Genomic DNA, 14,769 nt, shown 5'->3' with positions numbered 1-14,769 from the left:
CGGCGCGCCGCAAAGGCGCGAAAGCGTCAGTCGCCGTAATCGGGGTCGCCCGGCAGCGGACCGCCGGGATAGGACGGAACCGGGCCGTCGGGCGGCGGGCTCTGCAAGACGGGATCGGCATTCGATACGACGGCATAGCCCCCGCGCGCCTCGATATCGGCCCGCGCGGCACGATAGCGATCATCGTCCAACTGATTGTCCGGCCCGGAATAGGCGCGCGCTTCGTATCCGGTGGCTTCATAGCCGGTTCCGTAGGGTCTCGCGCTCGCGCCGTAGTCCACGGCATCGATCCGCCCATCCGCGCCGATCGAGCAGGTGAAGCCCTGCCCGTCGAACAGGCGACCGCTTACCGTCCAGCCTGCTGCGGTACGATCCACGCTGTCGACCGCTTCCACCCGCGCATCGCGTTCGATGGCGGATACGCACATAGATGCGGCGCGGTCGATCCCAGTCACGTCCGGATCGCGATAGGGATAGTCGCGATCCCGATTGTCGCGGTAATCGCGATTGCGATAGCGCTCGTTGCGGTTGGAATCCTTTACCGCATTGGCGACTGCGGCGATCCCGCCGAGGATCAGCACACCGGCAATCACGTCGCCCGCATCCACGCGATTGCGGCGATGGCGATAGCGGTAGGGATCGTAATAACGCCCGTAATAGGCCGTGCTCTCCGCATCAGGGGACCAGTTGGCGGAGGCGGCGACGGCGGATGAACCGAACGCGGGCGCCATGTCCGCCGCGCTAGCCGGACTGGCGGAAAGCGAAAGCGCGGCAATCAGCGCCGCACCGCAAGCTGTCTTCGATTTCATCATCGTGCCGTTGCCCTAACCTCTTCGCGCCCCACAGCGCGCATTTCGAAATGCAAATGCTTGTGCGAATGGGCGGTTCGGGCTGGATAATGCCTGAACCGCCTCGCTCGCGCCATAGGTGTCAAGTCCGCGCCGGATCAGCGCAGTCCGCGGATGCCGCTATAGTCGATGTCGACCACTCGCCCGCGCGAAACGTCGCATTTGAACTTACCTTCGTCACCACGACGATAATTGCGACGGTCGTAACGATCATAGCGACCGTAGCCACGCTGCCCATCGACGACCAGACGGCCCTTAACCTCGTAACCGTACCGTTCGCGATCGACATCGCGGATCTCGGTCACATTGGCGTAGCGATAGCCATAGCGGCGCACATCGCGCTGGACGGCGGCGGCGCAAAGCTGAACTGCGCGCTGGCCGTTGTCATACCCGCGATTGTAACGGCGGTCGTACCGGTCGTCATACTGGCGATCGTAATCGTAGCCATAGCCGCGCGTGCGATAGCGATCGTCGTAACGATCCTTCTTGGCGGCCGAAGCGACGGCGGCGATCCCACCGATGATGAGTGCACCCGCGATGACGTCGCCCGCATCGATGCCGCGATCGCGCTCGCGATACTGGGCGGCGGCGGGGGTAGCGGCGGTCAGGGCCATCGCACCGGCGACGGCGCTGCCGACCAGGGCTTTGGTAACGGTCTGCATCGGGGAGCTCCTCATGCTCGGCCGCTGCACAACTGCCTCGGCTTCACATAAGGTTCTAGGCGACCGGCCGTGAGGCGAGCCTGAATTTCGCTGTCAGCCAGCGTTCAGTTAAAGCGCGATGTTTCTGAACGATCGAGGAGGAAGGGCCGAACCCTCCCTCCCCGACATCAATCAGTTCGCCGGAGGCACTTCGAGACCGGTGTGATAGGCGAGGAAGGCGAGAATATCGCCGTATTCGTCGATCACCTTGTCGGTCGGCTTGCCCGAACCGTGGCCCGCGCGGGTTTCGATGCGGATCAGATGCGGTTCGTCGCCAGCGTCGGCGGCCTGCAGGGCAGCGGTGTATTTGAAACTGTGCCCCGGCACCACGCGGTCGTCCGTATCGGCGGTCGTCACGAGCATCGCCGGATAATCCACGCCGGAACGGATGTTGTGATAGGGCGAATAGGCACGCAGCACGGCGAAATCGTCCTCGCGATCGGGATAGCCGTAATCGTCGACCCAGTACCGGCCCGCCGTCCAGCGATCGAAGCGCAGCATGTCCATCACGCCGACCGCCGCATTGGCGGCGTCGACCAGATCGGGACGCTGATTGGTCACCGCGCCGACGAGCAGTCCGCCATTGGAACCACCCTGGATCGCGAGCCCCTCGGGCGTCGTATACCCCTCCGCCTTCAGATACTCACCCGCCGCAATGAAATCGTCGAACACGTTCTGCTTGTTGGCGAGACGTCCTGCATCGTGCCATTCCTTGCCGTATTCGCCCCCGCCCCGGATGTTGGCGAGCGCGAAAGTGCCGCCCGCCTTCAGCCATGCAAGGCGCGTGGCGGCAAAGCTCGGCGTCAGCGAGATATTGAACCCGCCATAGCCATAAAGCAGCGTCGGCGCGGGGCCGGTCGAATCCTTGCCCCGCACGATGAACATCGGCACCCGCGTTCCATCCTTGGAGGAATAGAACACCTGCTCCACCCGGTAATCGTCGGGCGAAAAAGCGACTTCGGGCTCGGCGAAGACCTGGGTCTCGCCGCTATCCACGTCGAGGCGATAGATCGCGCCGGGCTGGTTGAAGCTGGTGAAGCTGTAGAAGGTTTCGCTGTCGCCCGGCTCCCCGCCGAAGCCCGCGATCGAGCCTATGCCGGGCAGGTCGAGTTCGCCGGTGCGACTGCCGTCGAGGTCATAATAGACCGCGCGGCTGCTCGCATCCTTCATGAATTCGACCACCAGGCGATCTCCGATGATGGAAGCGCCGGAGATGGGATTGTCGCCCTCAGGGATCACTTCTTCCCACGTCAGCGTAGGCTCGGTCAGATCGGCGCGCACGATCCGATAGCGCGGCGCGTCCTTGTTGGTCATGAAATAGACCGTGTCGCCCGTCGATGCGATCGGGCTCCATTCGTTTTCGAACCCGGTCACGATATCGCGCGTCTGCCAGCTGCCGTCGCTGCGGTTCGCAAGGTCGATCACGCGCAATTCGTTGCGATTGTCGGTCCCGGTGGAGGAATAGATGAAGGCCCAGCGCCCGTCATCGGTCACGCCCAGGCCGTGGCCCTGTTCCTTGAACTGCGGCGTTTCGTAGACCAGCTCGTCCTCGCTCTGCGGCGTGCCGAGGCGATGGAAATAGACTTTCTGATTGTAATTGAGCGACTGGAAATCCTGGCCTTCTTCCGTTTCGGGGAAGCGCGAATAGAAGAAGCCTTCATCGCCGACCCAGGAAATGCCGGTGAACTTGGCCCAGCGGATCTCGTCGCTCATTTCCTCGCCGGTCGCCACATCGAGAACCTTGATGGTGCGCCAGTCGCTGCCGCCATCCTGAATGGCATAGGCGAGATAATCGCCCGATTTGGACGGTGCGGTATCCGCGAGCGCGGTGGCATTGTCCGCCGACCACTCGTTGGGATCGATCAGCAAGCGCCCTTCGCCATTCCACCCGTCGCGCACGAAATACTGCGACTGATTCATCAGGCCGGAATTGTAACTGTAGAAATAGCGGTCCCCCGCCTTGGTCGGGATGCCATAGCGTTCGTAATCGATCAGCTTGGCAAGCTCGGCCTTGAACCAGTCTGTGCCCGGAAGCTGTTCGAGATAGGCATCGGTAACGACATTCTGCGCCTCGACCCAGTTCGCCACTTCGCTGTCGCTGCGCACGTCGTTTTCCAGCCAGCGATAGGGATCGGCGATCTGCTGGCCGAAAATGGTCTCGACCGTGTCAGTGGCGCGGGTTTCGGGATAGTCGGACATGGTCTGGGCAACTCCGGGCGTCGCGGCGAGCGCGACCATGGCGGCACCGGCCATAGCGGCGGCAGTGATACGGTTCATGCGGATGGATCCTCTCCGTGGAAAAATCGTGTTTTCAATGTAGGTCGCGGGCGTTCGCGTTCAACGTCAATCCAGCGCCGCCAGCACGTCGCGCGTAAAGGCGGCAATGTCGAAGCGTGCGCCCACCGGATCTTCTCCGCGGCGCACGATCACGACGTTTCGGCTTGGCACGATGACGACATATTGGCCGCGATTGCCGAAAGCCGCGAAAGTGTCTGCGGGCACGCCCTCGGACCGGTTCATCAGCCAGAACCCGGCGCCATAGCCGAACGGCCCATCGGGCTGCGGCCCGCTGGGCGCTGCGACGTAGTCCACCCAGCCCTCAGGCAGAATGCGCGTGCCATCGGGCAACACCCCTCCGTCGAGATAGAGCTGACCGAATTTCGCCAGATCGCGCGCGGTCGACCAGACCTGGCTCGAAAAGATGTAGTCGCCCGCCCAATCCGTTTCGGCCACGGTATGCTCCATGCCGATCCGCGCGAACAGATCGGCAGGCGAATGATCGGCAAAGGTCGGCTCGATAGCTCGCACGGCGGCCAGCGTGTCGTTATTGGCATAGCGATAGACGGTGCCCGGCCGATCCAGCAGAGGCAAGGCGAGCGCAGATTCCTTTACGGTAGCGCCTCCGAAATAGAGCGGATCGGTGCGATTGCCCGGCGTATCGGAATACCGGCCAGAAGCCATCCGCAAGAGCTGGTCCACCGTGATACGCGCGCGCGGATCGTTCGCTGACAGGCCCAGCCCGGCTTCCGCCTGCACATCCGCTTCGCCCCGTTCCACCGCCGCACCGATGATCGTCGCGGCAAGGCTCTTCGCAACCGACCAGGTTCGCTGCGGGATCAGAGGTCCGAAATCCTGGGCATAGGCTTCCGAAACCGGAGAGCCGTTGCGCATGACGACCACAGCGGTCGTGCGCGTACCCTGCCCATAGCGCGCCTCCATCCCGGTTTCGGCCAGGTCGTCACCCGCCATCGGCTGAGCCGTCAACGCGCGACCCAGATCGTGGAGTTCGGGCTCGCCGATATCGAGCGCGGTGCCGACATCCATCCCTATAGGCGCGAGGCGGCAGCCATCCGCCCCCGTGTTTACAGCGAAGCGCGGTGCGAACCCTTCCGCCCACTCGACCGCGAAGGCAGCCAGAGCGCCCCGTGCCGGCGCACCATCGCTCGAGACTGATTGTATGCGGATCGGCCTTGCACGCATCTCTGCGACCAGGCTGTCGAGCGGCGCCTGAATGCCGGTCAATTCCCAGCGCTCGACGCTTTCCACGCTGCGTGTCGCGCCGTTGCGCTCCGCTCCGGCAATGGCACCGCAAAGGAACAGCGCCTTATAGCCTGCAGCCAGAGCCCGGTCGTAGCGCGCATCGAGCCGCTCCTGCGAGACGGTCTGAGCAAGCGCAGCGGTCGGAAGAAAGGCGCAGAGCGCGGCGGCGGCGAGAAGCGAGCGGAGCATGCCGCCTCTTGTGCCAGAGCCCGCCCAAAAGAAAAGGGCCGGAAGGCATCCCTCCCGACCCTTCGGTCTCGTGATGCGAAAAGCGCTTACGCGTCTTCGTATTCTTCTTCGTCGTTCATGACGGGGCCGCTGTCCTGACCCTTGGCGTCGACGTCGCGGTCGACGAATTCGATGATCGCCATCTGCGCCGCGTCGCTGCCGCGATAGCCGGCCTTGATGACGCGCGTATAGCCGCCCTCACGATCGGCAAAGCGCTCGGCCAGAACGTCGAACAGCTTCTTGAGCTGGGTCTCGTCGCCGAGACGGCTCATGGCGAGGCGACGATTGGACAGGCCGCCGCGCTTGGCGAGCGTGATCAGCTTTTCGATATAGGGGCGCAGTTCCTTCGCCTTGGGGGCGGTAGTCAGGATCTGCTCGTGCTTGATCAGCGCAGCCGACATGTTGCGGAACAGGGCGGTGCGGTGGCCCGACTTGCGGCCGAGCTTACGCTGGCGAATACCGTGACGCATACTTCATTCCTTCGTTCGTTAGAGGCCCGTTCTAGGTAGCCCATAGCTGGCGGCGCTCAGGGTGCGCCGCCGGAACCCGTTCAGCCCAGAAGTTCCTGTTCGAGCTTCTTGGCCATTTCCTCGATATTCTCCGGCGGCCATCCAGGGATGTCCATGCCGAGGCGCAGGCCCATGCTGGACAGCACTTCCTTGATTTCGTTCAAGGACTTGCGGCCGAAGTTCGGAGTGCGCAGCATCTCGGCTTCGGTCTTCTGGACCAGATCGCCGATATAGATGATGTTGTCGTTCTTGAGGCAGTTGGCCGAACGCACGCTGAGTTCCAACTCGTCCACCTTCTTGAGAAGGTAGCGATTGAGCTGGTTGGTGTCGCTTTCCTGCGGCTCAGCGGCCTGGCCGATCATCGCGGAGGACGGCTGCGGAATGCCTTCCTCGAAGTGGACAAACAGCGTGAGCTGGTCCTGCAGGATGCGCGCGGCATAGGCCACCGCGTCTTCCGGCGTGACGGTGCCATCGGTTTCGACGGTCAGCGAGAGCTTGTCGTAATCGAGTTCCTGCCCGACGCGGGCGTTCTCGACCTTGTAGCTCACCTGGCGAACCGGCGAATACAGGCTGTCGACCGGGATCAGGCCGATCGGCGCATCGGCCGGACGGTTGGCGACGGCGGGCGAATAGCCCTTACCGGCGTCCGCGGTCAGTTCCATGTTCAGCGTCGCGCCTTCGTCGAGATGACACAGGACCAGGTCCTTGTTCATCACTTCGATGTCGCCCGAAACGGCGATGTCGCCTGCCTTGACCTCGCCCGGGCCGGTCGCGGAAAGCTGCAGGCGCTTGAGCCCTTCGCCTTCCATCTTCAGCGCGATCTGCTTCACGTTGAGGACGATGTCGGTGACATCCTCGCGCACACCGGCAAGCGAGGAGAATTCGTGCAGCACGTTCTCGATCTTGATCGAGGTGATCGCCGCACCCTGCAGCGAGGAGAGCAGCACGCGGCGCAGCGCGTTGCCGAGCGTGAGGCCGAAGCCCCGCTCGAGCGGTTCGGCGACGAAGGTGGCCTTGCGCTTCTTGTCGCTGCCTTCCTTGATCTCGAGAGTGTTGGGTTTTTTCAGTTCCTGCCAGTTCTTGTTATTGACGGACATGGATATCCCCTGGTTCGAATACGGACGGGACCGGCGCTCTGGGCAGAGAGCGTCCGGTCCGTGAATGTGGTGTCGGCGGCCCTAACGAGAAAGGGCCGCCAGGCAGGCACGGATCAGACGCGACGGCGCTTGGAAGGCCGCACACCGTTGTGCGGGATCGGCGTGACGTCGCGGATCGAAGTGATCGTGAAGCCCACTGCAGCAAGACCGCGCAGCGCGCTCTCGCGGCCCGAACCCGGGCCCTTCACTTCGACTTCCAGCGTGCGGACGCCGTGTTCGGCGGCCTTCTTGCCGGCATCGTCGGCGGCAACCTGGGCCGCATAGGGAGTCGATTTGCGGCTGCCCTTGAAGCCCATCATCCCCGCGCTGGACCAGCTGATCGCATTGCCCTGAGCATCGGTGATGGTGATCATCGTGTTGTTGAAGCTGGCGTTGATGTGCGCGACGCCGCTCGTGATATTCTTCTTGTCGCGCCGCCTGATCCGGCCGGGTTCGCGTGCCATGGTCTTGGTATCCTTATATCAAACTCAAGAAGGGAAAAGCGTATTGGGAAAACCCGACGCTTACTTCTTCTTGCCGGCGATCGGCTTGGCCTTGCCCTTGCGGGTGCGGGCGTTGGTGTGGGTACGCTGACCGCGCACGGGCAGGCCCGCACGATGGCGCAGACCGCGATAGGAACGCAGGTCCATCAGGCGCTTGATGTTCATCGCGGTTTCGCGGCGAAGGTCGCCTTCGACCCGATGTTCCTCGTCGATCGTCTCGCGGATACGCAGCACTTCCTCGTCGGTGAGGTCCTGCACACGGCGCGAATGGTCGATGCCGAGCTTGTCGGCGATCTCGACGGCCGTGGTCCGGCCGATACCGTGGATATAGGTGAGCGCGATGATCACGCGCTTGTTGGTGGGGATGTTCACCCCGGCAATACGAGCCACTTACTTCTCCATGCTCCACAGGGACTTACGACCGTCGGGCCAACCCTATCTCATCGCTCAATACATTCGCCTGACGGACGGCACCAAAGCCGAAAGTGCGGATGCAGCACCTTTTAACACAAAGCCGCTACGTGCCGGACCGATCCGTGATTGTCGAATGAACCGCGCGCTTAGGGCGATTCGCCCACGGCGTCAACCGCCAGCCTCGCGCAACACCGCGCGACCGCCATATGGGCGGCGCGGGCGTGTGTTCAAGACTTTCTATAGCGCCGGGATCGAGGCGCGTCAAAACCCGCGCCGCGAGCGATCACATAACGCCGAAGGCCAGCATCGCAGAGGCGACCTTTTCGAAGGCGGCGATATTGGCGCCGCGCGCGTAATCGACCTTGCCGTCCTCCCCTTCGCCATGTTCGGCGCATTTATCGTGGATTTCCGCCATCAGATCGGTGAGTTGACTGTCGAGCTTTTCATGGTTCCAGCTCACGCGCTCGGCATTCTGACTCATTTCTAGACCCGAAACCGCGACCCCACCCGCATTCGCCGCCTTTGCGGGCGCGAACAGAATGCCGGCATCGCGGATGGCGCGCCCGGCGGCATGGGTCGTCGGCATGTTGGCTCCTTCGACCACCGCCATGACGCCGTTCTTCACGAGCGCCTTCGCATCGTCCTCGTCGATCTCGTTCTGCGTGGCGCAGGGCATGGCGATGTCGCACTCGACATGCCAGGGACGCGCCCCGTCGCCGTGATATTCGGCGTCCGGATATTCCTCGACATACTCCTTGATCCGCCCGCGCCGCTCCTGCTTCAGTTCCATAACCCAGTCGAGCTTGTCCTGATCGATCCCGTCTGGATCGTGAATGAAGCCGTCCGAATCCGACAGGGTGAGCACCTTGGCGCCGACATCGATCAATTTCTGCGCCGCGTGCAGCGCGACATTGCCCGCACCCGAAAGGACGACCGATTTGCCCTCGATCGTATCTCCGGCATGGTCGAGCATCCGACGCAGGAAATACACCGCGCCGAATCCTGTCGCCTCGGGTCGCAGTTCCGATCCGCCCCATTCCAGCCCCTTGCCCGTGATCGCGCCTTCCCAACGGTTCACGATGCGCTTGTACTGACCGAACAGGAAGCCGATCTCGCGCGATCCGACGCCGATATCGCCTGCGGGCACGTCGGTATGCGGTCCGATATGGCGATAGAGTTCCGTCATGAAGCTCTGGCAAAAGCGCATGATCTCCTCGTCGGACTTGCCCTTTGGATCGAAGCTCGATCCGCCCTTCCCTCCGCCCAGCGGCAGTCCGGTGAGCGCGTTCTTGAAGGTCTGTTCGAAGGCGAGAAATTTGAGCACGCTTTCGGTTACGCCCGGATGGAAGCGCAGACCGCCCTTGTAGGGGCCGATCGAATTGTTGTTCTGGACGCGCCACCCGCGCTCGACGCGAACCTGGCGGTCGTCATCCTCCCAGCAGACGCGGAAGCTGACCACGCGATCGGGTTCGGTCAGACGGCGCAGGATCTGCGCGTCGGAATATTCCTGTTTGTCGCCGATATGGTCGAACACGTCGCGCGCTACTTCGCCGACGGCCTGGACGAATTCGTCCTGCCCCGGATTGCGTTCGCGCAATTCGTCCATGAAGCTTTCGAAATCCGACGCTGCGTCGGATCGCTCGGTATTCGGCATGATTCAATCCCTCCGGTCTCGGGGACTAAATCCATGCTAGCCGCGCATCGTTCCCCCCGAACCGCCCGCTGGTAGGCGGCTTCAATCCTCGTCGGTGAGGGATTCGAATTCTTCGTCGAAAGTGGACGCTTCAGGTTCGTCGGCAGTCGCCTCTTGCGGAGCGGACGTTTCGGACGGCACCGACCGCGTGTCGTCACCCAGAGGGCCAAGATGCGCTTGCAGTCCCGTGAGCTGCTGGCTCATCACCTGGTCGACCGCGGCGGCGATCACCGGTATCTCGAAGCGCATCGGGCCACCAACATTGTATTCCCACAGCACGCGCGTACCGCCGGGTATTTCCTTCAACGTGATGGTGAGTACGCCTTCCGCCGGTTCGCCCTGAAGCGGGCCGAGGCCACCGCGCAGGCGCAGCACTTTGAGCGGAAATGCCTGGACCACAATGGCATGGCGCGCACTGCCGTTCATCGCCGATGCGTCGCCCGCATCGTCACCGGGAATCGTTTCGCAGAAGCATCCGCCCGCTTGCGGCGTCAGCGTCAGATTGCCGGCGTCGCCCGACCAGGTGTGCTCGTCGGTCCACCACTCGCCCGGCTTGGTCAGCGCCAGCCAGACCGTCATCGGCGGCGCCGCGATCTGCGCGGTGTCGCGCGTGACGAAGCCGTTGGGTGAGGTCGAAACCACTTCGGCCCGCGCCGAAACGCTCGTCATCGCAGCCAGCAGCCCGGCCATGGCAAAAGCGGTAATCGGTCGCATCGTGATCATTCCCCCGTTTGTCGCTCGTCATAACCCGGCGACCCGAGGGTGGAAAGACGCCGTATTCAGCCCAGGATCGAATCGATCGCGTGGGTGACGTCCTCGATGCTGGCCATCCCGTCGACACGACTAACGATCCCGCGCGCCTCGTAGCCCGGAAGGATCGGTGCGGTTTCCGAACGATAGACCTGCATGCGATGACGCACGGTTTCCTCGTTATCGTCGGGACGGCGCTTGAATTCGGTGCTGCCGCACTTGTCGCACACACCTTCGGTCTTGGGCTGGTTGAACGTGTCGTGATAGCCCGCGCCGCACTCGGCACAGGTGAACCGACCGGTGATACGCTCGACCAGGGCATCCTCGTCGACGCCCAGTTCGATCACATGGTCGAGCTTGCGCCCATGCCGTTCGAGGATTTCATCGAGCATGCGCGCCTGCGGTTCGGTGCGCGGATAGCCGTCGAAGATCGCGCCGGTCTCGCTGCCCATCGCGGTCAGTTCCGCATCGATCAACTCGCTGACGATATCGTCCGAAACGAGCTCGCCCTTGTCCATGATCGCCTTGGCCTTGATGCCCACCGGTGTTCCGGCGCTGACCGCCCCGCGCAACATGTCTCCGGTCGAGAGCTGGCGCATGCCGTGATGCTCGACCAGGCGATGCGCCTGCGTGCCTTTGCCCGCGCCCGGAGGGCCAAGAAGGATGATGTCCATCGTTCGAAAGTCCCCTTTGCCCGAAATCCTTATCTTCGGGCGCGTAGCCTAGCGCATCCGGCCTTTCAACTTGGCCTTTTTGATGAGGTCGCCATACTGGTGGGCCAGCAGGTGCGACTGGATCTGGCTGATCGTATCGACCGTGACGTTCACGACGATCAGCAGGCTGGTCCCGCCAAGGAACAGCGGAATGCCCGTCTGCGCGATCATATATTCCGGAATGACGCAGACCAGCGCGAGATAGATCGCGCCCACCACGGTGATGCGCGTCAGCACGTAATCGAGATATTGCTCGGTCCGCTTGCCCGGACGGATGCCGGGAATGAAGCCGCCGTTCTTCTTCAGGTTTTCCGCCGTCTCTTCGGGGTTGAATACCACCGCGGTGTAGAAGAAGCAGAAGAAGACGATGCCCGCCGCATACAGCGTCATGTAGATCGGCTGTCCGTGCTGGAGATATTGCAGCAGCGTTTGCAGCCAGGCGCCCGTCGTGCTGTTCGTATCGAGCGAATTGCCCGCGAACTGCGTGATGGTGAGCGGCAGCAGCAGCAACGAACTGGCGAAGATCGGCGGAATGACGCCCGCCGTGTTGAGCTTCAGCGGCAAATGGCTGCGATCGGCCTGCATCATGCCGCGCTGGGTCGCGCGCTTGGGATACTGGATCAGCAGACGCCGCTGCGCCCGCTCCACGAAGCTGATCACCAGAATCAGAATCACGATCATAGCGATGAAGCCGACGATGATCACCGGCGAGATCGAACCGGTACGCCCGCCTTCGAACAGGTTCGCGGCGAAACTCGGAAACTGGGCGACGATGCCCGCCATGATGATCAGGGAAACGCCGTTGCCGATGCCGCGACTGGTGATCTGTTCGCCCAGCCAGAGCAGGAACATCGTCCCGCCGACGAGGCTGATCACCGCACCGATCCGGAACATGTAGCCGGGATCGACCACTGCCTGGATACCGCTCTGCGCACCGTAGCTTTCGAGGCCTGCGGCCAGGAACCAACCTTGCACCGTGCACAACAGCACCGTGCCGTAGCGGGTGTACTGATTCAGCTTCTGGCGACCGGTCGTGCCTTCCTTCTTCAGCGCGGCAAGCGAAGGATGCAGCGCCGCAGCGAGCTGGATCACGATCGAGGCGGTGATGTACGGCATCACGCCCAAGGCGATCAGGCTCATCCGTTCGAGGCTGCCGCCGGTGAACATGTTGAACATGTCGAGGATGCCGCCGCGCGCCGTATCGGCGAGCGATTGCAACACCAGCGGGTTCACACCCGGCAGCGGAACGAAGCTCAGAAAGCGGAAGACGACCAGGGCACCGATGGTGAACCAGATTCGCTGGCGCAGTTCGGTTGCCTTGGAGAAATTGGCGAGGCTTAGATTGCTCGCGATATTATCGGCGCGTGATGCCATCTCGAAAAGTCGATCCTAGCTTGGTGCCGGCCCCTCCCGGCGATGGAGGGGTAGATAGGGTGGGGTTCGCCCAATGTCGAACCCCCGCCCCATGATTTTCCCGCTTACTTGGCCTTCTTGGCCTTGTTCGCTTCGGTACGGGCAGCCTTCTTCTCGTGCTCGGGCTGCGCTGCGGCGATCACTTCGACCTTGCCGCCGGCCTTTTCGACCGCTTCGATCGCGCCCTTGGACGCACCGGCAACCTTGAAAGTGACCTTGGCAGTCAGTTCGCCCTTGCCGAGCAGACGCACGCCATCCTTGCCGCCACGGGCGAGGCCAGCGGCCTTCAGCGTTTCGTGATCGAGCGTGGTCTTGGCGTCGAGCTTGCCCGCGTCGATGAACTTCTGGACCATGCCCAGGTTCACTTCGGCGAAATCCTTGCCGAACGGATTGTTGAAGCCGCGCTTAGGCAGACGCATGTGAAGCGGCATCTGGCCGCCTTCGAAGCCCTTGATGGCGACGCCCGAACGGCTCTTCTGACCCTTCTGGCCACGGCCGCCGGTCTTGCCCTTGCCCGAGCCGATGCCACGGCCGACGCGCATGCGCTCTTTACGGGCGCCGGGATTGTCGCGAATTTCATTCAGTTTCATAGTGCACTCGCTTTCGCTTTCTAGGCCCCCTGAAGGGGTGCGCGCTGTTGGAAGGGGCGGCCCCTATCCAAAACCGAAGCGATTGTCACCCCCTGTCTGCGAGTTTGCGAATTCCGTCGCGATGCATGGTTAACCGTTCCCCAATGTCTCGGATGTAGGGCGCTAAGTGAAGCGCGACGGTGATCGGGATATAGAATGCTCAATTTCAGTCTACCCGCTGCGAATCTGCGGATCGAGCGTTCCGGCAGGCTGTCGCTGGCATCGGGTCATGCGTGGCGGCTGGGCGTGTGCATTCTTATTGCGCTCGGCCTTCGCATGGCCACCTTCGGCAATCCCAATCTCTTCGTCGACGAGGCCTTCTATTTCGCCGCCGGGATAGAGATGACGCAGGGCGCCCTACCCTTCGTCGACATATGGGACCGCAAGCCGTTCGGGCATTTCGCCCTTTACTGGGCGATGGCCGCGATCTCCTACGATCCGATCGTCTACCAGATCGTTGCGGCAATCTTCGCCGGCTTCACAGCTTCCTTGATCTGGGAAATGGCTAGAAGGGAATTCGGCTCGCGCGCAGGCTGCACAGCTGCGATTCTCTATCTGTGCGCGCTTCCCATGTTCGGGGGATATGGCGGGCAAAGCCCCGTCTTCTACAATGCTTTGGTGGCGACGGCGGCCTGGATCGTCCAACGCCACTCCGATAAATCGAGCGAAGCCGGCTCGGCAGCCTATCTGGTCCTCGCCATGGGCCTTGGCGGCCTGGCCCTTACCATCAAACAGACGGCCGTATTCGAAGTCGCCGCGTTCGGACTGTGGGCCAGCTGGAAGCTCTTCAGAGAGTCGGGAAGCGCACAGCGCACGGTCAAATGGATGGCTGTCTGGATCGCGATCGGCGCTGCGCCGACTCTCGCCATCGCAGGCTTTTACGCGGCGTCAGGTCATTGGAGCGAATTCTGGCAGGCGATGGTCCTCTCCAATCTCTCGAAATCATACGAGGCGTCGAACTCTCTCTTCGGAGCGGCGATTATGGGGATTCTTATCACCCCGCTCATCGCTCTGGCTTTCTTCGGGATGCGCAAAGCACCATCTTCGGACATGAAGGCGTTCATTCTGGTCTGGCTGGCGGCGGCGGTACTGGGGCTGCTCGCAGTGCCGAACTTCCATCTGCATTACGCGCTCCCGCTTCTGGTGCCGCTATCGCTCGCATCGGCGCCGATCCTTGCGCGGCCAGTCGCGGGATCGATCGGGCTGGTTCTTGTGCTGACGATCAGCTTCGCTATCCACTCTCCGCTAGATTTCGACCGTACGGAGCATACGAGCGTGTCGATGGACCGTCTGGCCGACGCGATCCGGAAGCATGACGATGGCCGATCCATGGTGATCTTCGACGGTCCGCCGATGCTCTATCATCTGGCAGGCCATCATTCGCCGACCCCCCTCGCCTTCCCGCCCCATCTCAGCCACGGAGCGGAGCGCAATGTCAGCCATCTCGATACCGAACAGGAAGTCCGACGCCTGTTGGCACAACGCCCCGGCGTGATCGTCGACGTGGCCGATTTCAAGCATAGGCCGCCCAACGCGGAGACGGTCGCGCTGATCAACGCTTACACCAAAGCGAATTGCCGCCTGGTCGAACGTCGGATCGTGCAGGACCGAACGGTCGATTTCACGGTGCAGATCCATGGAGACTGCGCCGCCTGATCGAGCATGCGTGGCGGTAAGGACATCCTCTCCAGA

14 protein-coding genes are annotated in these 14,769 nt (G+C 62.6%); 1 reads left to right on the top strand and 13 read right to left on the bottom strand.

The window, feature by feature from the left end:
- Positions 1-26: 26 nt before the first annotated feature.
- The 13 genes from J7347_RS01950 to rplO all read right to left on the bottom strand — a co-directional run bounded on the left by J7347_RS01950 (position 27) and on the right by rplO (position 13,038).
- Complete coding sequence (locus J7347_RS01950) at positions 27-812, bottom strand: hypothetical protein (RefSeq protein WP_209160621.1); 786 nt, start codon at positions 810-812, stop codon at positions 27-29.
- 134 nt (positions 813-946) lie between these two features.
- The gene (locus J7347_RS01945) at positions 947-1,510 is read right to left on the bottom strand and encodes a hypothetical protein (protein ID WP_209160620.1); all 564 of its coding nucleotides are present in this window, start codon (positions 1,508-1,510) and stop codon (positions 947-949) included.
- 171 nt (positions 1,511-1,681) lie between these two features.
- On the bottom strand, positions 1,682-3,787 hold the full coding sequence (locus tag J7347_RS01940; protein WP_245173822.1) for a prolyl oligopeptidase family serine peptidase: 2,106 nt from the start codon (positions 3,785-3,787) through the stop codon (positions 1,682-1,684).
- A 105-nt stretch (positions 3,788-3,892) separates the two neighbouring features.
- Positions 3,893-5,278: a serine hydrolase gene (locus tag J7347_RS01935; RefSeq protein ID WP_209160619.1), complete on the bottom strand. Its 1,386-nt coding sequence runs from the start codon at positions 5,276-5,278 to the stop codon at positions 3,893-3,895.
- 86 nt (positions 5,279-5,364) lie between these two features.
- Positions 5,365-5,787, bottom strand: coding sequence for a 50S ribosomal protein L17 (rplQ, locus tag J7347_RS01930; RefSeq protein ID WP_209160618.1), 423 nt, complete (start codon positions 5,785-5,787; stop codon positions 5,365-5,367).
- Between the two features lie 80 nt (positions 5,788-5,867).
- Positions 5,868-6,923, bottom strand: a complete 1,056-nt coding sequence (locus tag J7347_RS01925) for a DNA-directed RNA polymerase subunit alpha (protein ID WP_209160617.1) — start codon at positions 6,921-6,923, stop codon at positions 5,868-5,870.
- Positions 6,924-7,036: 113 nt separating this feature from the next.
- Complete coding sequence (gene rpsK / locus J7347_RS01920) at positions 7,037-7,426, bottom strand: 30S ribosomal protein S11 (RefSeq protein WP_067680150.1); 390 nt, start codon at positions 7,424-7,426, stop codon at positions 7,037-7,039.
- Between the two features lie 60 nt (positions 7,427-7,486).
- Positions 7,487-7,855, bottom strand: coding sequence for a 30S ribosomal protein S13 (gene rpsM, locus J7347_RS01915; RefSeq protein WP_067680153.1), 369 nt, complete (start codon positions 7,853-7,855; stop codon positions 7,487-7,489).
- Between the two features lie 307 nt (positions 7,856-8,162).
- Entirely contained in the window at positions 8,163-9,533 is a 1,371-nt protein-coding gene (gene gdhA, locus J7347_RS01910; protein ID WP_209160616.1) for an NADP-specific glutamate dehydrogenase, read from the bottom strand.
- Between the two features lie 81 nt (positions 9,534-9,614).
- Positions 9,615-10,286 (bottom strand): SRPBCC family protein, encoded by a 672-nt coding sequence (locus tag J7347_RS01905; RefSeq protein WP_245173761.1) that lies wholly within the window; start codon positions 10,284-10,286, stop codon positions 9,615-9,617.
- Positions 10,287-10,351: 65 nt separating this feature from the next.
- Positions 10,352-10,996, bottom strand: coding sequence for an adenylate kinase (locus tag J7347_RS01900; RefSeq protein ID WP_209160614.1), 645 nt, complete (start codon positions 10,994-10,996; stop codon positions 10,352-10,354).
- Between the two features lie 48 nt (positions 10,997-11,044).
- Entirely contained in the window at positions 11,045-12,409 is a 1,365-nt protein-coding gene (gene secY / locus J7347_RS01895) for a preprotein translocase subunit SecY (protein ID WP_067680165.1), read from the bottom strand.
- Between the two features lie 104 nt (positions 12,410-12,513).
- A complete protein-coding gene (gene rplO, locus J7347_RS01890) occupies positions 12,514-13,038 on the bottom strand; it encodes a 50S ribosomal protein L15 (protein WP_067680168.1) in 525 nt (174 codons plus the stop codon).
- 195 nt (positions 13,039-13,233) lie between these two features.
- Between rplO and J7347_RS01885 the strand changes: the two genes are divergently transcribed.
- Positions 13,234-14,733: a glycosyltransferase family 39 protein gene (locus J7347_RS01885; protein WP_209160613.1), complete on the top strand. Its 1,500-nt coding sequence runs from the start codon at positions 13,234-13,236 to the stop codon at positions 14,731-14,733.
- Positions 14,734-14,769: the final 36 nt, after the last annotated feature.

Source organism: Erythrobacter sp. A6_0 (assembly GCF_017744235.1).
Classification (GTDB): domain Bacteria; phylum Pseudomonadota; class Alphaproteobacteria; order Sphingomonadales; family Sphingomonadaceae; genus Qipengyuania.
This window is presented reverse-complemented; position numbering and strand designations above follow the sequence as displayed.

Excerpts from the sequence above, each read along its gene's own strand:
- J7347_RS01950 (WP_209160621.1), bottom strand. The coding sequence starts at position 812 with ATGATGAAATCGAAGACAGCTTGCGGTGCGGCGCTGATTGCCGCGCTT.
- J7347_RS01945 (WP_209160620.1), bottom strand. The coding sequence starts at position 1,510 with ATGCAGACCGTTACCAAAGCCCTGGTCGGCAGCGCCGTCGCCGGTGCG.
- J7347_RS01940 (WP_245173822.1), bottom strand. The coding sequence starts at position 3,787 with ATGGTCGCGCTCGCCGCGACGCCCGGAGTTGCCCAGACCATGTCCGAC.
- J7347_RS01935 (WP_209160619.1), bottom strand. The coding sequence starts at position 5,278 with ATGCTCCGCTCGCTTCTCGCCGCCGCCGCGCTCTGCGCCTTTCTTCCG.
- rplQ (WP_209160618.1), bottom strand. The coding sequence starts at position 5,787 with ATGCGTCACGGTATTCGCCAGCGTAAGCTCGGCCGCAAGTCGGGCCAC.
- J7347_RS01925 (WP_209160617.1), bottom strand. The coding sequence starts at position 6,923 with ATGTCCGTCAATAACAAGAACTGGCAGGAACTGAAAAAACCCAACACT.
- rpsK (WP_067680150.1), bottom strand. The coding sequence starts at position 7,426 with ATGGCACGCGAACCCGGCCGGATCAGGCGGCGCGACAAGAAGAATATC.
- gdhA (WP_209160616.1), bottom strand. The coding sequence starts at position 9,533 with ATGCCGAATACCGAGCGATCCGACGCAGCGTCGGATTTCGAAAGCTTC.
- J7347_RS01905 (WP_245173761.1), bottom strand. The coding sequence starts at position 10,286 with ATGCGACCGATTACCGCTTTTGCCATGGCCGGGCTGCTGGCTGCGATG.
- J7347_RS01900 (WP_209160614.1), bottom strand. The coding sequence starts at position 10,996 with ATGGACATCATCCTTCTTGGCCCTCCGGGCGCGGGCAAAGGCACGCAG.
- secY (WP_067680165.1), bottom strand. The coding sequence starts at position 12,409 with ATGGCATCACGCGCCGATAATATCGCGAGCAATCTAAGCCTCGCCAAT.
- rplO (WP_067680168.1), bottom strand. The coding sequence starts at position 13,038 with ATGAAACTGAATGAAATTCGCGACAATCCCGGCGCCCGTAAAGAGCGC.
- J7347_RS01885 (WP_209160613.1), top strand. The coding sequence starts at position 13,234 with ATGCTCAATTTCAGTCTACCCGCTGCGAATCTGCGGATCGAGCGTTCC.